The sequence below is a fragment of the Zestomonas insulae genome (assembly GCF_016901015.1).
Classification (GTDB): Bacteria; Pseudomonadota; Gammaproteobacteria; order Pseudomonadales; family Pseudomonadaceae; genus Aquipseudomonas; species Aquipseudomonas insulae.
In genome coordinates this window covers 161253-179118 of the sequence record NZ_JAFEUP010000006.1, presented here as the reverse complement: position 1 = coordinate 179118, position 17866 = coordinate 161253, and the positions used below count along the sequence as shown (strand labels likewise).

The following is a 17866-nucleotide window of genomic DNA, read 5'->3' as shown; positions in this document are numbered from 1 at the left end:
TCAGTTCACCCAATCGCCCGCTGACCTCTGGATCGCCCATGACCGTTCTGGTGCCCGCGCACAGCCCCAACGCTTCCGGCAAACCCGCCGGCCGCATTCGTCAGAAGAATGAAGAAGCCATCATCAGTGCCGCCGAGGAGGAGTTCGCCCGCCACGGTTTCAAAGGCACCAGCATGAACGCCATCGCCCAACGCGCCGGGCTGCCCAAGGCCAACCTGCACTACTACTTCAGCAACAAGCTGGGGCTGTACGTGGCGGTGCTGAGCAACATCCTCGACCTGTGGGACAGCACCTTCAACACGCTGACCGTCGACGACGACCCGGCCGAGGCGCTGAGCCGCTACATCCGCGCCAAGCTGGAGTTCTCGCGGCGCCAGCCGCTGGCCTCGAAGATCTTCGCCATGGAAGTGATCAGCGGCGGCGCCTGCCTGCAGGAGCACTTCAACCAGGACTACCTGGCCTGGTTCCGCGGCCGCGCGGCGGTGTTCGAGGCGTGGAGCGCGGCCGGCAAGATGGACCCGGTGGACCCGGTGCACCTGATCTTCCTGCTGTGGGGCAGCACCCAGCACTACGCCGATTTCAGTTCGCAGATCTGCCGGGTCAGCGGGCGCAAGCAGCTGACCAAGGACGACTTTGCCACCGCCACGCAGACCCTCACCCACATCATCCTCAAGGGCTGCGGCCTGACGCCGCCGGCCGCGCGCTGATGCCGTTCACCCTGGATGCGCCTTGCGAGTACCGCGAGGAGATTCGCAAGAGCCGCTTCCACGCCCTCGCCGCCCCGGTCGCCAGCGCCGCCGAGGCGCAGGCATTCCTCGCCGCGCACAGCGACGCCGCCGCCTCGCACAACTGCTGGGCGTGGAAGGTCGGCAAGCAGTACCGTTTCAGCGACGACGGTGAGCCGGGCGGCACCGCCGGCCGACCGATCCTCGCCGCCATCGAGGGCCAGGACTGCGACCAGGTCGCGGTGCTGGTGATCCGCTGGTACGGCGGCATCCAGCTCGGCACCGGCGGCCTGGCCCGCGCCTATGGCGGCAGCGCGGCGAAGTGCCTGCAGGCCGGCGCGCGGCGGCCGCTGCTGCAGCTGCAACAGGCTCGCTGCCACCTGGAGTTCGCCGTGCTGCCGCTGTTCAAGGCGCGCCTCGAGGAGTTCGGCGCACGCCTCGACGAGGAGCGCTTCGACGCCAGCGGCGCCGAGCTGCAGCTGGCCCTGCCGGCCGAGCAGCGCGAGGCGTTGCAACGCCTGCTCGCCGACCTCAGCCGCGGCCGCAGCCAACTGCAGTCAGTCGAGGACGACCCGGCATGAGCAGCAAACTGCGCATCCATTCGCCGGCCATCCACTACTTCGACATGGTCCGCCGCTGCCACTCGATCCGCGAGGCGGCGCGGCGCCTCAACGTCGCCTCGTCGGCGGTCAACCGGCAGATTCTCAAGCTCGAGGACGAGATCGGCGCGCCGCTGTTCGACCGCCTGCCCGGCGGCCTGCGCCTGACCGCCGCCGGCGAGATCTTCGCCCGCCACGTCACCGTGGTGCTGCAGGACGTCGAGCGGGTGCGCTCCGAGCTGGACGCCCTGCAGGGCCTGCGCACCGGCCACGTGGAAATCGCCACGGTCGAGGCGGTCACCGCCGACCTGCTGCCGCGGGTGCTCAAGGACATGCGCGAGCGCTATCCGCAGGTCACCGTCGGCGTCACCCTGCTCGGCTCCAAGTCGATTCCCGAGGCGGTGCTGGCCGGCGACGTCGACCTCGGCCTGGCCTTCGCCCTGCCGCGCAGCGCCGAGCTGGAGCAGCTCAGCGTCGGCCACTTCAGCCTCGGCGCGATCGTCGTCCCGGAGCACCCGCTGGCCTCGAGGCCGGCGGCGAGCTTCGCCCAGTGCGCCGAGCACGGGCTGATCCTGGCCAAGAGCGAACTGTCCATCCACCACCTGCTCGCTCCGCTGCGCGAGCGCCTGCGCCAGCCGGTGCAGGCGATCCTGGAAAGCAGCTCGCTGGAGCTGTCCCGGCAACTGGCGCGGCGCGGCCTCGGCGTGGCGTTCCAGACCCGCATCGGCATCGAGGCCGATCTCGCCGCCGACACGCTCAAGCACATCCCGCTCAACGACGGCGGCGGCGTGCACAGCGATCTCGGCCTCTACGTGCGCCGCGGCCGCCATCTGCCGCCGGCGGTCGAAGCGCTGGCGCGCCAGCTCGACGCGGAAATCCGCCTGCGCGAGCGCCAGGAGCGCGAACAACTCGCCTGACCCGCACGCCTGGTAGGAGCGAATTTATTCGCGATCAGAGCCAGGCCGCTCAGCCGATCGCGAATGAATTCGCTGCCACACGGCCACAAGCAGCGAGGCAGACAAGCCGCCGAGACTCCTGACCTTTCGGTCAATCAACTGCTGCCGAATCGGCATCACTGCGCTCGATATTCTGTTCTTTGGTGATCATGCGCGCTGTGCCGATACTGCGCCCAGGCACCCTCGGCACGTCCAATAACAAGAGAACACCGCCGTATGAACAACACCCTCAAAAGCACCGCCCTGCTCACCCTCCTCGCCGCCGGCGGCGATGCGATGGCGCTGGAATGGATGAACAACAGCGTGGGCTTCCGCTACGGCAAGGAGTTCACCAACCCGAACAACCCCAACGACATCGCCAAGCGCATCTACAGCTTCACCCACGCCAGCGGCTACCAGTACGGCAGCAACTACTTCAACCTCGACGTGTTCCTTTCCGACAGCAACGACCCGCGCAAGGGCACCGACCACGGCGGCAGCGAGGTCTACGGCGTGTACCGCCACCAGCTGTTCGCCTCGCGGGTGTTCGACCGCAAGTTCGATAACGCGCTGGTCAAGGACTACGCGCTGACCCTCGGCTTCGACGCCAACCGCAACAACAACCTGGCTTCGGCGAAGAAGCGCGCGCTGGTGTTCGGCCCGACCCTGAAGCTCAACACTGCCGGTTTTACCGATTTCAGCGTGCTCTACTACAAAGAGAAGAACCATTCGGGCATCCCCAACGCCAAGCACCCGGACCACACCTTCGACGCCACCTACATGCTCAGCCTGGCGTGGATGCGGCCGTTCGAGATCGGCGGGCATGCCGCCAAGTTCCAGGGTTTCGTCAACCACGTCGGCGACAAGGGCGAGGACTACAACGACAAGGACACCGCCCCGGAAACCCTGATGCGCGCTGCGCTGATGGTCGCCGCGCGGCCGGGCAAGAACGTCAAGCCGAACCTGTATTTCGGCGTCGGCTACGAGTACTGGCACAACAAGTTCGGCGTCGACGGTGGACGCGGCAGTCGCACCTCGACCCCGACGGTGAACCTCGAGCTGACGTTCTGAGCGGAGGCGGCTCCGCCCGCCCCCTCACCGCAACCCTCTCCCCGCCGGGGAGAGGGAGCAACTAGCACTCCGCACTCAACCGCTCGCCGAGCGCCACGACCGGCCGGTCGTCCGCCTCCGGCGATAATCGTCCGCCCGCCCCCTCACCCTCCGCCCCGTCGCTGCGCTACGATTCGCCACCACGCCCCAATTACGTGCACGCCCGTACCGACCCATCGGTGCGGATCGGCGAGCCAGGCCACCCGCGGGATTTTCTGACCAGCTGGCCAGCTTTTTGCTTTTGTTGGGGACACGCGGCCTCCCTGAGTTAAAAGCACCCATGACGACACCCACTTCCCCGCCCCGTCTCGCGCTGCGCGGCATCACCAAACGCTACCCCGGCACCCTGGCCAACGACCGCATCGATCTCTCCATCGAGCCGGGCGAAATCCATGCGCTGCTCGGCGAGAACGGCGCCGGCAAGAGCACGCTGATGAAGATCATCTACGGCGTGGTGCAGGCCGACGCCGGCGAGCTGCTCTGGGAAGGCCAGCCACTGACCATGCGCGACCCGGCGATGGCGCGCAGCCACGGAATCGGCATGGTGTTCCAGCATTTCTCGCTGTTCGAGACCCTCACCGTGGCGGAGAACATCGCCCTGGCCATGGGCCGCGAGGCCGGCACGCCGAAGCAGCTCGAGCCGCAGATCCGCGAGGTCTCGCAGCGCTACGGCATGGCCCTGGAACCGCAGCGCCTGGTGCACAGCCTGTCCATCGGCGAACGCCAGCGGGTCGAGATCATTCGTTGCCTGATGCAGGACATCAAACTGCTGATCCTCGACGAGCCGACCTCGGTGCTCACCCCGCAGGAGGCTGACGAGCTGTTCGCCACCCTGCGCCGCCTGGCGGCCGAGGGCTGCAGCATCCTGTTTATCAGCCACAAGCTCGGCGAGGTGCGCGCGCTCTGCCAGCGCGCCACGGTGCTGCGCGGCGGCCGGGTGTCCGGGCATTGCGTGCCAGCCGAGTGCTCCGACCTGGAGCTGGCGCGGCTGATGGTCGGCGAGGCGGAAGGCCTGGAAGCCAGCTACCCGAAGGTCGAGGGCGGCGCGCCGTTCCTGGTCCTCGACGGTTTGTCCTGGCACAACCCCGACCCGTTCGGCACCTCGCTCAAGGACATCGCCCTGCAGGTGCGCAGCGGCGAGATCGTCGGCATCGCTGGGGTCGCCGGCAATGGCCAGGACGAGCTGCTCGCCCTACTCTCCGGCGAACAGCGGCTCAGCGCCGAGCCGGCACGCATCCGCTTCAATGGCCAGGCGGTCGCCCACCTGCGCCCCGATGCGCGGCGCGCCCAGGGCCTGGCCTTCGTCCCCGCCGAGCGCCTCGGCCACGGCGCGGTGCCGGACCTGTCGCTGGCCGACAACGGCCTGCTCACCGCCTTCCAGCGCGGCCTGGTGAGTCGTGGGCTGATCCAGCGCGGCAAGGTGCAGGCGTTCGCCGAGGAGATCATCCGCCGCTTCGCGGTGAAGACGCCGGGCGCACAGACCGCCGCGCGCAGCCTGTCCGGCGGCAACCTGCAGAAATTCATCCTCGGTCGCGAGATTCTCCAGCAGCCGAAACTGCTGGTCGCCGCGCACCCGACCTGGGGCGTCGACGTCGGCGCCGCGGCGGCCATCCACCGCGCGCTGATCGCCCTGCGCGATGCCGGCGCGGCGATCCTGGTGATCTCCGAAGACCTCGACGAGCTGTTCCAGATCAGCGACCGCCTGGCCGCACTGAGCAGCGGCCGGCTGTCGGCGCTGAAACCGACCGCCGAGACCGACACCAGTGAAGTCGGACGCTGGATGGCCGGCGAATTCCTCACTTCCCCCGATTCCGCGGCGGCCTCCGCCGCCCTGAGCTGACGGAGCTTTCGATGCTGCTTTCCCTCGAACCGCGCGGCCAGCAGTCGCGCGCCATGCTCTGGTTGTCGCCGGCGCTCGCCGCGGTGCTCACCCTGCTCTGCGGCTCGCTGCTGTTCATCGCCCTCGGCCATGACCCGTTGGAGACCCTCAAGGTGCTGCTGATCGACCCGATCAGCGACTTCTACGGGGTCTCCGAACTGCTGGTCAAAGCCCTGCCGATCCTGCTCTGCGCCTTCGGCCTGGCGGTCGCCTACCAGGCGCGCATCTGGAACATCGGCGCCGAAGGCCAGCTGCTGGTCGGCGCGCTGGCCGGCAGCGCGGTGGCGGTACACATCATCGGCTGGGACAGCCGCTGGGCGCTGGCCCTGGTGCTGGCCGCCGGCACGCTCGCCGGGGCGGCCTGGGCCGGGCTCACCGCCTGGCTGCGCACGCAGTTCAACGCCAACGAAATCCTCACCAGCATCATGCTCAACTACATCGCGCTGAACCTCCTGCTGTTCTGCGTGCACGGCCCGCTGAAGGACCCGGCCGGCTTCAACTTCCCCGAGTCGGCGATGTTCGGCGACGCCAGCCGCCTGCCGGCGATCTTCGAGGACGGCCGCGTGCACGCCGGCCTGTACTTCGCCATCGCCGCGCTGGTGGCGGTCTGGGTGCTGCTGCAGAAGAGCTTCCTCGGCTTCCAGATCAAGGTGCTCGGCCTCGACCAGCGCGCCGCCGGCTTCGTCGGTTTCCGCGAGAAGAAGCTGGTGTGGATCGCCCTGCTGATCAGCGGCGCGCTGGCTGGCCTGGCCGGGGTCGGCGAGGTCACCGGGCCGATCGGCCAGCTGGTCCCGCAGGTCTCGCCGGGCTACGGCTACGCGGCCATCACCGTAGCCTTCCTCGGCCGCCTCAATCCGCTCGGCATCCTGTTCGCCGGTCTGCTGATGGCGCTGCTGTATCTCGGTGGCGAGAACGCGCAGATGAACGCCAACCTGCCGCAGGCGATCACCCAACTGTTCCAGGGCATGATGCTGTTCTTCCTACTGGCCTGTGACGTGCTGATTCTCTACCGCCCGCGCCTCAGTCTGCGCTGGGCCCGTCGCGCGGCGCCGAGCGCCGCCGTGGGAGCCATCTGATGGATATCGATCTGCTAACCAACATCTTCTACGCCATGGTCCGCTGTGGCACGCCGCTGCTGCTGGTGGCGCTCGGCGAGCTGGTCTGCGAGAAGAGCGGCGTGCTCAACCTCGGTCAGGAAGGCATGATGCTGTTCGGCGCGGTGGTCGGCTTCATCGCCGCCTTCGCCACCGGCAACCTGTGGCTCGGCGTGTTGCTGGCGATGCTCGCCGGCATGCTGCTGTCGTCGCTGTTCGCCCTGGTCGCACTCGGCTTCAACGCCAACCAGGTGGCCACCGGCCTGGCCCTGACCATCTTCGGCATCGGCCTGTCGACCTTCGTCGGCGCGGCCTGGGTCGGCAAGCCGCTGACCGGTTTCGAGCCGATCGCCATTCCACTGCTCAGCGAGATTCCGCTGATCGGCCGCATGCTGTTCGCCCAGGACCTACTGGTCTACCTGTCCTTCGCGCTGTTCGCCCTGATCGCCTGGGTGCTGCTGAAGAGCCGCGTCGGCCTGATCATCCAGGCGGTCGGCGAGAACCCCGACGCGGCCAGCGCCATGGGCCTGCCGGTGCTGCGCGTGCGCACCCTGGCGGTGCTGTTCGGCGGCGCCATGGCCGGCATGGCCGGCGCCTACCTGTCGCTGGCCTACACGCCGATGTGGGCGGAGAACATGACCGCCGGGCGTGGCTGGATCGCCCTGGCGCTGGTGGTGTTCGCCAGCTGGCGGGTGTTCCGCCTGCTGCTCGGCGCCTACCTGTTCGGCCTGGCCAGCATTCTCCACCTGGTGGCTCAGGGCATCGGCCTGAGCATCCCAGCCAACCTGCTGGCGATGCTGCCCTACGTGGCGACCATCGTGGTGCTGGTGCTGCTGTCGCGCGATGCGCTGCGCACCCGCCTGTTCGCCCCGGTGTCGCTCGGCCAGCCGTGGCAGCCGGGCCACTGAGGCTGGATTGTTGGGTCCCCGCTTGCGCGGGGACGACGGCACGGGGACAACGCGCAACTGGGTCACCACACCGCGTCGTCATCCCCGCGCAGGCGGGGATTCGATCGACAAACCGCTATGCTGTAGCTCCTTCCCCCATCCCCAAGGAGCCCCGGTCATGGCCAAATCCATCCTGCTTATCGGCGCCTCGCGCGGCCTCGGCCTCGGTCTGGCCAAACAGCTGCACGCCGACGGCTGGCAGATCACTGCGACGGTGCGCGACCCGGCCCGCGCCGAGGCGCTGCGCGCGCTGAGCGGCGTGCACATCGAGCAACTCGACATCGACGACGCCGAGGCCCAGGCCGGTCTGCAGCAGCGCCTGCGCGGCGAGTTGTTCGACGTGCTGTTCGTCAACGCCGGAATCGCCGGGCCGCAGCACCAGTCGGCCAGCGCCGCGACCCAGGCCGAACTCGGCCAGCTGTTCATGACCAACGCGGTGGCCCCGGTGGCGCTTGCCGAGCGTTTCGCCGAGCAGGTCCGCGAGGGCGGCACGGTGGCGTTCATGAGTTCGATCCTCGGCAGCATCGAGCTCAACGACAGCAGCTACCTGGCGCTGTACAAGGCCAGCAAGGCGGCGCTGAACTGCCTCGGCCGCGGCTTCCACGCCGAGCAGGGCGAGCGCCGGCTGACCGTGCTGCAGCTGCATCCGGGTTGGGTGCGCACCGACATGGGCGGCCAGGACGCACCACTGGACATCCCCACCAGCTGCGCCGGCCTGGCCGCGCAACTCGCCGCTCACGTGGGCAGCGGCAAGCACCTGTACATCGACTACGCGGGCGAAACGCTGCCCTGGTAACAGCGTTCCCGAATTTCATCGGAGCCAACCTCTGTAGGAGCGGCCCATGGCCGCGATCAGGGCGCTTCGCGGCCATGGGCCGCTCCTACAAGCTGGGCCCAAGCCCGTAGCATGGGTTGAGCGAAGCGATACCCATCGGCAATGCCCGCGAGTACATCGCAACGCACCAGATCGTGGCAAATCCCGGCACAATTGCACCAGTGCAGGCCTCGCCTTGCCGGCCACCGCGTGCGATCACTCGACAACACGGCTTTTTGTCCAGTTGGTCAATTTTTTGCTATGCCTATGAGAGCCCGTCGAGGCCACATACCAAGACCCCTAGGAGCCCCACCCGTCATGCCGAAGAAAATGAAGAACAACCTCCTGCGCGGCCTCGCCGTCGCCATCGGTTTCAGCAGCGCCCTCAGCGCTTCCGCCGCCGACCCGCTGAAAGTCGGCTTCGTCTATGTCGGGCCGATCGGCGACCACGGCTGGACCTACCAGCACGAGCTGGGCCGCCAGGCGGTGGAGAAGCAGTTCGGCGACAAGGTGAAGACCACCTTCGTCGAGAACGTCGCCGAGGGCGCCGACGCCGAGCGGGTGATCCGCAACATGGCCAAGGGCAACTACGACCTGATCTTCACCACCTCGTTCGGCTTCATGAACCCCACCGCCAAGGTCGCCAAGCAGTTCCCCAAGGTCACCTTCGAGCACGCCACCGGCTACAAGCAGGACAAGAACCTCGGCACCTATCTGTCGCGCTCCTATGAAGGCCGTTACGTCGGCGGTTTCCTTGCCGCGAAAATGACCAAGACGCACAAGATCGGCTACATCGCCTCCTTCCCGATTCCCGAGGTGATCCGCGACATCAACGCCATCCAGCTGGCGCTGAACAAGTACGACCCGACCGCCGAGATCAAGGTGGTGTGGGTCAACTCCTGGTTCGATCCGGGCAAGGAATCCGATGCCGCCAACGCGCTGATCGACCAGGGCGTCGACGTGGTGTTCCAGCACACCGACAGCCCGGCACCGATCCAGACCGCCGAGCGTCGCGGCGTCTACTCGGTCGGCTACGCCTCGGACATGGCCCACTTCGGCCCGAAAGCGGTGCTCACCTCGATCGTCAACGACTGGGGCCCGCACTACATCCAGGCCACCCAGGGCGTCATGGACGGCACCTGGAAGTCGCAGGACTACTGGGGCGGCCTGGCCGAAGGGACCATCAAGCTGCCGATCAGCGACCTGGTGCCGGCTGACGTGAAGAGCGAAGCGCAAGCCATCATCGACAGCATCAAGGCCGGCACCTTCCACCCGTTCACCGGGCCGATCAAGGACCAGAGCGGTGCGGTCAAGATCGCCGCCGGCGCCACCGCCAGCAACGCCGATCTGGCCGGCATGAACTACTACGTCGAAGGCCTCAAGGCCGAGCTGCCGAAGTAACTGGCCGACAACCTGCCGTGGAGGCCACGCGCCTCCGCGGTAGAATGCGGTCCGCGCCGTCCCTCCCCCGCTCGCGGGGAGAACCGCGCCAAGGGGGCGAGTCCTTCGCCCTCGTTCGCTGCCCTGGGTACGAGAAGACTCGCAGCACTCCCCCCTGGAGCCCACATGAATAGCCTGCCCATCATCGATATCGCCCCGCTGTACACCGCCGACGAGGCCGCCTGGCTGCGCGTCGCCAAACAGATCGACGCGGCCTGCCGCGAATGGGGTTTCTTCTACATCAAGGGTCACCCGATCAGCGCGTCACGCATCGCCGAGCTGAAGGCGGCGGCCGAAGACTTCTTCGCCCTTCCGGCGGAGGAAAAGCTGCGCATCGACATCACCAAGAGCGCCCACCACCGCGGCTATGGCGCAATCGCCACCGAGCAGCTCGACCCGAGCAAGCCGAGCGATCTCAAGGAAACCTTCGACATGGGTTTCCACATGCCCGCCGAGCACCCCGACGTGCTGGCCGGCAAGCCGCTGCGCGGGCCCAACTGGCACCCGCAGGTCGCCGGCTGGGAAGCCTTGCTGCAGCAGCACTACGAGGACATGCACGAACTGTCGAAGACCCTGCTGCGCGCCATCGCGCTGGCTCTGGGCATCGACAGGGACTTCTTCGACCAGCGCTTCGAGCAGCCGATCAGCGTGTTCCGCATGATCCACTACCCACCGCGCCACACCGCCAGCAGCGCCGAGCAGCAAGGCGCCGGCGCGCACACCGATTACGGCTGCGTGACCCTGCTCTATCAGGACAACGCCGGCGGTCTGCAGGTACAGAACGTGCGCGGCGAATGGATCGATGCGCCGCCGATCGACGGCACCTACGTGGTCAACATCGGCGACATGATGGCGCGCTGGAGCAACGACCTGTACAAGTCCACGCCGCACCGGGTGGTCAGCCCGCTGGGCGTCGACCGCTACTCCATGCCGTTCTTCGCCGAGCCGCACCCGGACACCGAGATCAGCTGCCTGGACGGCTGCCACGATGCCGAGCACCCGCCGAAGTACCCGGCGGTGTCGTGCAGCGACTACATGCTGTCGCGCTTCGCCGAGACCTATGCGTACCGCCGCGAAGAGGCGAATGCCTAGGTTGACGTGATCGTCGAACGTCCGCCGCTCACCCTAGCCCTCTCCCTGGGGCGAGGGGACTGGATGGAGCCGCTCGCTAGCACGGCGCTCGACCGATGCACGGAAAGACGTCCTCTCCCTCCGGGAGAGGGTTGGGGTGAGGGAAAGGCCTCTCCCCCAACTAAACTGCCCCGCACAGCCTGATAACGAGAATTCACCATGTACGACTGGCTCAATAGCCTGCCCAAGGCCGAACTGCACATGCACCTCGAAGGTTCGCTGGAGCCCGAGCTGCTGTTCGCCCTGGCCGAGCGAAACAAGATCGCCCTGCCCTGGGCCGACGTCGAGACCCTGCGCACCGCCTACGCCTTCAACAACCTGCAGGAATTCCTCGACCTCTACTACGCCGGCGCCGACGTGCTGCGCAGCGAGCAGGACTTCTACGACCTGACCTGGGCCTACCTGCAGAAATGCAAGGAACAGAACGTCATCCACACCGAGCCGTTCTTCGACCCGCAGACCCACACCGACCGCGGTGTGCCGTTCGACGTGGTGCTCAACGGCATCCAGCAGGCGCTCAAGGACGGCCGCACGCAACTCGGCATCAGCAGCGGGCTGATCTTGAGCTTCCTCCGCCACCTGCCCGAAGAAGCGGCGTTCCAAACCCTCGAGCAGGCCATGCCCTACCGCGATGCGTTCATTGCCGTCGGTCTGGACAGCTCGGAGAAGGGTTTCCCGCCGCGCCTGTTCGAGCGGGTGTTCGCCAAGGCCCGCAGCGAAGGGCTGATCGCCGTGGCGCACGCCGGTGAGGAAGGCCCGCCCGAGTACGTCTGGGAAGCGCTCGACCTGCTCAAGGTGGCGCGCATCGACCACGGCGTGCGCGCCGCGGAAGACCCCAGGCTGATCCAGCGGATCATCGACGAGCAGATCCCGCTGACCGTCTGCCCGCTGTCCAACACCAAGCTCTGCGTGTTCGACCACATGCGCGAACACAACATCCTCGACCTGCTCGAACAAGGTGTGAAGGTCACAGTGAACTCGGACGACCCGGCCTACTTCGGCGGCTACGTCACCGAGAACTTCGCCGCCCTGCACGAACACCTGGGCATGAGCGAGGCACAGGCCAAGCGCCTGGCGCAGAACAGCCTGGACGCGCGGCTGGCGCGATGAGGCTTGGTAGGAGCGAATTCATTCGCGATAGATCGGCAGCGAAACAGCATCGCGAATGAAATCGCTCCTACAGCCAGCAGGCGTCCCAGTGCGGATAATCTCCGAGGCGACCGACCAACCCGGCACGCAGCGGATTTGCCACCACGTAGCGGGCAACTGCTCGAACATCTTCCTCCCGCCGCAGCGCACGGTCATGAAACCCTGCTTGCCACAGCTGCCCGCGAGTACCGCGCTCGCGGTTAATGACCAAGCTGCTCCGCGCCTTGAGCCTCTTCATCAGCGAGCCCAGGTCGCTCCGCTCGAGCGCCAGCAACCAATGCACATGATCGGGCATCACCACCCAGGCCAGCGATGCGGCTAGCGTCTCATCGACACACCGGCGCATCTCGCCGATAAACAGGCGGGCGCAGACACAGTCATCGAAAACTGGTTGTCGCCCCGCAACAACCGTAGTGACGAGATAGATTCGCCCCAACTCCGAATAGCGCCCGCGGCGCAAATGCTTGCCATGGTGCATGGACATTCCCTTGTCCTCTGACTGAAACGCACGATTGTAGGAGCGAATTCATTCGCGATAGCCGACCGCGCAAAAGCATCGCGAATGAATTCGCTCCTACAGGCGCTTGCGCCAGCCGGTGATCATCGACAGCGGCAGGTTTTCCTTCAGCCGCCAGCTCTCGAACAGCGCGGCGGCGACGTGCAGGCAGGCGAGGACCAGCAGGCCGTCGGCCAGCCACACATGGATGTCGCGCGGCAGGTCCTCACCCCAGAAGTAGTCGACTTCCTCGAGCAGAAAGCCGCTGATGCCCAGGCTGAGCATCAGCAGCATCATCAGGATCATCACCAGCGCGCCGAGCGGTGAGTGGCCAAGCTGATGTGCCGGCTCGCCGCGCAGCAGCGCGCGCAGGTGCCAGGCGAGGCGTGCCGGGGTCGGCCAGAACGATGCCCAGCGCGCCGCCGGCGGACCGACGAAGCCCCACACCAGGCGCACCACCAGCCAAGCCACCGCGTAGTAGCCGAGCCAGCGGTGCCAGAACTTCGAGCCGAACGGTGAGGCGCCGGTGAACCAGTAGTTGGCGATGAACGCGAGCACCAGCGACCAGTGGAACAACCGCACCAGCGGGTCCCAGAGGCGCACGCGTTCGTCGTTCACTCACTCGTCCTCGACTTCCTGCTCGACGATGTTGCCGCTGACCGGATCGAAGTAGATTTCGACTTTGCGCTTGTCCTTGTCCCAGCCGTAGATCTCGTAGCAGTTGGTGCTGGTCACCTTGAACTTCTTGATGTCGTAGCCCTGGCTCTTGAGGTTGTCCTGGAACTTGGTCTGATCCTGCCAGGTGGCCTTGTCCGCGGTGGTGCATTGCGGATCGGCGAAGGTGAGCGGGCTGGCGGCAACCAGACCGAGCAACAGTAGTGTGCGCATAGTGGAAACTCTCCCGGTGATATGAATCCCATAAACAGCGGATGGACTGCGCAACTCGCCCGCTCTGCCAACAAGCCTAGCCGCTGACGGCCGGCCGACCAGCGATTCGCAGCGCCAGCAACAGCCGATCGAGCAGCCACACCGCCAGCAGCGAACCGCCGACCAGCGGAAAGGCCACGCCGAGCAGCAGCATCACCAGCACCGCGCCCTTCCACAGCGGCAGATCATGGCGCAGCGGCGGCACACCAAAACTGCCCTGCGGGCGGCGCTTCCACCACATCACCAGGCCGCTGACCGCACTGAGCAGCACCAGCAGGCAGACGCCGGCCATCGCCAACTGGTTGGCCAGGCCGAACAGCTTGCCCTCGTGCAGGGCGATGCCCAGGCTGACGCCGCGCGCCACCGTGCCGTACTGCGCCCAGCGCACCGCAGCCAGCGGCTCCCCGCTGTACTGGTCGAGGTGCAGGGTGACCTCCTGGCTGGGGTCGTCGGCGCCGAGCGCCACGGTGTACACGCCGGTCGGGCCCTTCGGCAGGGTCACGCTGAAACCGGGCGGCACGCCTTGCGCGGCGGCGATCTCGACCACACGCTGCAGACCGATCACCGGTGCGTCTGGCGCGGCCATGTTCGCCATGTCGTGGCCCTGGTGCGCGGCATGCGGGTCGGAGACCGGCATGGGCGCGGTCTCCGCCGCCCACGGCACGGTCTGCCGGTGCGCCTCGTTGAGGCTGCCGGTGGGCAGCGGGGACTTCGGCACGGCGCGGAACTGCTCGGCGGGGAAGTGGTTCCACACCGCGGCGAACTGCGTGCCCCAGAAGCCGGTCCAGGTCATCCCGGTGAGCAGCATGAACAGCAGCAGCGCGGCGCCCCAGAAGCCGGTCACCGCGTGCAGGTCGCGCCACAGCAGGCGCCCGCGCGCGCTCAGGCGCGGCCACAGCACCCCGGCACCGCCACTTCCGCGCGGCCACCAGAGGTACAGGCCGGAGACCACCAGGACGATGGCCCAGCCGGCCGCCAGTTCGATCAGCCGATCGCCCAGCGTGCCGATCAGCAGCGTGCCGTGCAGGCTGCGGGCGATCGCCTGCAGGTTGTCGTGGGCGTCCTGGCTACCCAGCAGCGTGCCGCGATAGGGGTCGACGAACAGGTTCAGCTCGCGGCCATTCTGGTTGACCACGAACTGCGCGCTGGCGCTCGCGCTGGCCGGCGGCAGGTACTTGAGCAGCTGCGCCTGCGGATGCGCCTGGCTGACCCGCGCACGCAGCTGGTCGGCGTCCAGCGCCTGGGCGGCCGGACTGACCTGCAGCAGCTCGGGGTACATCAGCTGGTCGAGCTGCGGCTTGAACAGGTAGAGCATGCCGGTCAGCGACAGCATGACCAGAAACGGAATGACGAACAGGCCGGCGTAGAAATGCCAACGCCAGGCGAGCTGGTAGAACGACGGAGTGGGCTGGTTCATGGTGATCGGCCTCCCAAGACCGCAACGACCGCGCGGCGCCAGTAGCGCCGCGGCGGCTCGGCACTATTGCGCGTGTTCGTGCGCGGCATGCGTGGAGTGATCGGCCTGCTCGGCCGGCGCGTCTTTCTGCACCACCACTTCGACTTGCACGTCGCCGGTCTTCTCGAAGTGCAGGGTCAGCGGGAAGCGCTGGCCGTCGCGGTACTGCTGTTTCAGGCCGAACAGCATCACGTGGTAGCCGCCGGGGGCGAAGGTCGCCCCGCCGCCGGCCGGCAGGTCCACACCGGGCACCTGCTGCATCTTCATCATGCCGTTGCTCTCCACGTGCTCGTGGATCTCGGCCTTGGCCGCCGCCGGGGTGTCGACGCCAAGCAGGCGGTCGGCGGCCGCGCCCTTGTTGTGGAGGACGAAGTAGGCCGCGGCGGTTGGCGCGCTCGGCGGCATCTCGCGCGACCAGGGGTGCTCGATGTGCAGGTCGCCGGCGTTGTACTCGTGGGCGGTGACGTACCAGGCTGGCGTCAGCAAGGCGGCGAGCAGCAGGGCTTTGGTCAGTTTCATGGTGAGACTCCCGAGGAAAGAACGTGGGGACTGCGGTAACGGGTGTAAAAACGCTGGGCTGTTCATTGCCGCCACTCCAGGCCGACGTACAGGGCGCGGCCGTCGCCCGGCATAAATTGCGCGCTGTCCTGGCCGTTGGCATTGGCAATCACGCCGGTGGTGGCGACATAGGTCTTGTCGGAGAGGTTGCGGCCTTCGACGAAGAAGCCCACCCCCTCGCCCGGCCGGTAGCCGCCCTTCAGGCCCCAGATCGCATAGCCCTCGGCGTACAGGGTTTCTGCCTGGTCGACGTTGTAGTGGTTGGGCACCCACTCGACGGTCGGCCCGGCGTACCAGCCGTCCTGCTGCCAGAGCGCTTCGCCCTTGAGGAAATGCCGCGGCACGCCGGCCAGGCGGTTGTCGCCGTAGACGTCGTCGTTGTCGAAGCGGAAGTCGTTGAACAGGTACTGGCCGCGCAAGGTGATCTGACCGAGGGTCCAGGCGCCACCGAGTTCGACGCCCTGGTGCAGGGTGCGGTCGGCGTTGACCGTGCCGAGCGGCTGGCCATTGGCGTCGTTGAGGGCCAGCAGCTCGTCGCGGATCTCGCTGCGGTACACCGCCAGGTCGACGTCCAGGCTGTCGCGCGCCCAGCGCAGGCCGGCTTCCCAGGTGTTGGCCTTCTGCGCGTCGTTCTGCGTGGTGATCTGCCCGCCGGTGAGCTCGCTGAAGGTCGGCGGCTCGTAGCTCTGACTGAAGTTGGCGAACAGCTGCACACCCTCGGCCAGGTCATGGCGCACGCCGATGCGGCCGAGGCGGCCCAGGTAGCTGCCATCGAACGACTCGTCCTGCGGCACGCAGACCGCGGTGACGAAGGCGTTGCACTTGAAGCGGTCATCGACGTTGCGCTCCTGGTGCAACCACGCCGCGCCGCCGATCAGCGCCCAGCGCTCGGCCAGCGGCACTTCCAGCTCGCCGAAGGCGTTCAGATTGCGCGCGGTCTGGTGCAGCTCGTTGACCTTGCGCCCCTTGCGGCCACTGACATTCACATAGCGCGAGTCCCAGTTGCGCCCTTGGCTGGCCTCCACGCCGCCGCGCCAACGCCAGCCGCTGTCGCTCTCCCAGAGGTGCGAGAGGCGCATGCCGTAGTCTTCGCTGTTGATGTCGAGCACCTGGAAGATCGGGTGGAACAGTGCCTTCTCGCTGTAGAAGCTGGCCAGCTCCAGGCTGTGCCCGCCGTCCAGCTGCAGGGTGGTGATGTTGCCGACGCGATTGAGGTTGAAGTCGCGGTGCTGGTCGCCTCGCAGCGCGTCAGCCGAGGCTTGCTCCGGATCGCGGCGCATCTGCGCCTTGGTCAGGTTGCCGGGCAGCTCCGAATCGGTTTCCACGTGGGTCAGGTAGACGCGGGTGGCCAGGCGCTCGTTGATGCGCCCGCCGATATTGGCGAAGTAGCGCTGGTTGTCCTGCTTGGAGTGGTCGCGAAAGCCGTCCTGCGCGTAGTCGTTGATGCTCAGGTAGGCGTCGGCGTCGCCGAAATCCTGCGCCACCGCGCCGAACAGGCGGTGGTAGCCGAAGCTGCCGCCTTCATAGCGCAGGTCCAACGGTGCGGCGCTCTTGCCGGTCGGCGAGACGAAGTTGATCCCGCCGCCGAGCGTGGTCGCCCCGTAGCGCCAGGCATTGGCGCCACGCAGCACCTCGATGTGGTCGGTGGCCAGCGGCTCGATGGTCTGGAAGTCGAAGCTGCCATCGGCCAGGTTGACCGGCGCGCCGTCCTGCATCAGCAGCAGGCCGCGACCGTGGAAGGTGCGCTGCAGGCCGGAGCCGCGAATCGACAGGCGCGCTTCCTCGGCGCCGAAGCGCGGCTGGATGAACACCCCGGTGGCCATGCCCAGGGCATCCTGCAGTGTGCTGCTGCGCCCGCTCTTGTAAGTCTCCGCATCGACGACGGTGGCGCCGCCGGGAATGTGAGAGAACTCGGCTTTCTTCTCGGCAATGCTCGGCGCGGTGGGATCGCGTTGCTGCTCGGCGTTGATGGCGGTTTCCGCCAGCTCCACATGGTCGGCCTGCGCCGGAGACAGCCACACGCTGCTCACCGCACACAGGCCGAGGATGGTTTTGCGACACATGGTCGTACCCTCGAAGTCTTCTGGTTCTGCCGCTCGCCAAGGCGAACGGATTGCACGCGCCGGACACACGCGACCAAGGGCCGCATGCATCGGGCAGAACGCTCAGCAATCAGAAGGGCGAAGCGCGAGGGTTGGCGGAAGGCCAGGAATAACGCGGGGGAAGCTTGCTGCGCAGCTCACGGCGCAACAGCGGGACGGCGGCGGCAATGCGCGGCCAGAACAGGCCGAACAGCAGCGCCATGGCCAGCACCACGGAGCCGCACAGCGGGCAACTGAAGGTGCCGGACAGCTGGCTGTCGCTCTGGCCGGTGCCGGCCAGCTTGCTGCCACTCAGGTCGAAGGACGGCTGCGCCTTGTTGTCGATCGAGCAGAACTGCCCACCGACCCCGTTGAGCTGCAGACCGAGCATCTGCCCATGACCCAAACCGCAGGCGAGCACGCTGAACAGGACGCTGAAGTACAGCATCCAGGCGGTCAGCGAGTGGCGGCGGCGGTCGATGTTCATGAGTTGACTCTAGATGAGGGCGGCGAATTTAGCAGCGC

Annotated in this window: 18 protein-coding genes; 11 read left to right on the top strand and 7 right to left on the bottom strand. The window is 67.2% G+C overall.

The window, feature by feature from the left end; all coding sequences use genetic code 11:
* Window positions 1-38: 38 nt before the first annotated feature.
* The 11 genes from JQX08_RS19380 to JQX08_RS19330 all read left to right on the top strand — a co-directional run bounded on the left by JQX08_RS19380 (window position 39) and on the right by JQX08_RS19330 (window position 11784).
* Window positions 39-707, top strand: coding sequence for a TetR/AcrR family transcriptional regulator (locus JQX08_RS19380; protein WP_205350061.1), 669 nt, complete (start codon window positions 39-41; stop codon window positions 705-707).
* The gene (locus JQX08_RS19375; protein ID WP_205350060.1) at window positions 707-1306 is read left to right on the top strand and encodes an IMPACT family protein; all 600 of its coding nucleotides are present in this window, start codon (window positions 707-709) and stop codon (window positions 1304-1306) included. The genes JQX08_RS19380 and JQX08_RS19375 overlap by 1 nt, the downstream gene beginning before the upstream one ends.
* Window positions 1303-2241: a LysR family transcriptional regulator gene (locus JQX08_RS19370; RefSeq protein WP_205350059.1), complete on the top strand. Its 939-nt coding sequence runs from the start codon at window positions 1303-1305 to the stop codon at window positions 2239-2241. Before JQX08_RS19375 ends, JQX08_RS19370 begins: the two co-directional genes overlap by 4 nt.
* A gap of 255 nt (window positions 2242-2496) precedes the next feature.
* Window positions 2497-3330 (top strand): nucleoside-binding protein, encoded by an 834-nt coding sequence (locus JQX08_RS19365; RefSeq protein ID WP_205350058.1) that lies wholly within the window; start codon window positions 2497-2499, stop codon window positions 3328-3330.
* 319 nt (window positions 3331-3649) lie between these two features.
* The gene (locus tag JQX08_RS19360; protein WP_205350057.1) at window positions 3650-5209 is read left to right on the top strand and encodes an ABC transporter ATP-binding protein; all 1560 of its coding nucleotides are present in this window, start codon (window positions 3650-3652) and stop codon (window positions 5207-5209) included.
* An 11-nt stretch (window positions 5210-5220) separates the two neighbouring features.
* Window positions 5221-6324 (top strand): ABC transporter permease, encoded by a 1104-nt coding sequence (locus JQX08_RS19355; RefSeq protein ID WP_205350056.1) that lies wholly within the window; start codon window positions 5221-5223, stop codon window positions 6322-6324.
* The gene (locus JQX08_RS19350; RefSeq protein ID WP_205350055.1) at window positions 6324-7250 is read left to right on the top strand and encodes an ABC transporter permease; all 927 of its coding nucleotides are present in this window, start codon (window positions 6324-6326) and stop codon (window positions 7248-7250) included. Before JQX08_RS19355 ends, JQX08_RS19350 begins: the two co-directional genes overlap by 1 nt.
* Window positions 7251-7407: 157 nt before the next feature.
* Window positions 7408-8085 carry an SDR family oxidoreductase gene (locus tag JQX08_RS19345; RefSeq protein WP_205350054.1) on the top strand — a complete coding sequence of 226 codons (678 nt, stop codon included), beginning with the start codon at window positions 7408-7410 and terminating at the stop codon, window positions 8083-8085.
* Between the two features lie 336 nt (window positions 8086-8421).
* Entirely contained in the window at window positions 8422-9504 is a 1083-nt protein-coding gene (locus JQX08_RS19340) for a BMP family ABC transporter substrate-binding protein (protein WP_205350053.1), read from the top strand.
* Window positions 9505-9669: 165 nt separating this feature from the next.
* Window positions 9670-10635 (top strand): 2-oxoglutarate and iron-dependent oxygenase domain-containing protein, encoded by a 966-nt coding sequence (locus JQX08_RS19335; RefSeq protein WP_205350052.1) that lies wholly within the window; start codon window positions 9670-9672, stop codon window positions 10633-10635.
* Between the two features lie 198 nt (window positions 10636-10833).
* The gene (locus JQX08_RS19330) at window positions 10834-11784 is read left to right on the top strand and encodes an adenosine deaminase (RefSeq protein WP_205350051.1); all 951 of its coding nucleotides are present in this window, start codon (window positions 10834-10836) and stop codon (window positions 11782-11784) included.
* Window positions 11785-11851: 67 nt separating this feature from the next.
* On the opposite strand, the gene JQX08_RS19325 is transcribed toward JQX08_RS19330, so the two are convergent.
* The 7 genes from JQX08_RS19325 to JQX08_RS19295 form a co-directional block, all read right to left on the bottom strand.
* Entirely contained in the window at window positions 11852-12307 is a 456-nt protein-coding gene (locus JQX08_RS19325; RefSeq protein WP_205350050.1) for an REP-associated tyrosine transposase, read from the bottom strand.
* A gap of 90 nt (window positions 12308-12397) precedes the next feature.
* The gene (locus tag JQX08_RS19320) at window positions 12398-12937 is read right to left on the bottom strand and encodes a cytochrome b/b6 domain-containing protein (protein ID WP_205350049.1); all 540 of its coding nucleotides are present in this window, start codon (window positions 12935-12937) and stop codon (window positions 12398-12400) included.
* On the bottom strand, window positions 12938-13207 hold the full coding sequence (locus tag JQX08_RS19315; protein WP_205350048.1) for a PepSY domain-containing protein: 270 nt from the start codon (window positions 13205-13207) through the stop codon (window positions 12938-12940).
* A gap of 76 nt (window positions 13208-13283) precedes the next feature.
* Window positions 13284-14663: a PepSY-associated TM helix domain-containing protein gene (locus JQX08_RS19310; protein WP_205350047.1), complete on the bottom strand. Its 1380-nt coding sequence runs from the start codon at window positions 14661-14663 to the stop codon at window positions 13284-13286.
* 63 nt (window positions 14664-14726) lie between these two features.
* Entirely contained in the window at window positions 14727-15221 is a 495-nt protein-coding gene (locus JQX08_RS19305; RefSeq protein ID WP_205350046.1) for a copper chaperone PCu(A)C, read from the bottom strand.
* 62 nt (window positions 15222-15283) lie between these two features.
* Entirely contained in the window at window positions 15284-17323 is a 2040-nt protein-coding gene (locus JQX08_RS19300; RefSeq protein ID WP_205350045.1) for a TonB-dependent receptor family protein, read from the bottom strand.
* A 109-nt stretch (window positions 17324-17432) separates the two neighbouring features.
* A complete protein-coding gene (locus tag JQX08_RS19295; RefSeq protein WP_205350044.1) occupies window positions 17433-17828 on the bottom strand; it encodes a DUF2946 domain-containing protein in 396 nt (131 codons plus the stop codon).
* Window positions 17829-17866 lie beyond the last annotated feature (38 nt).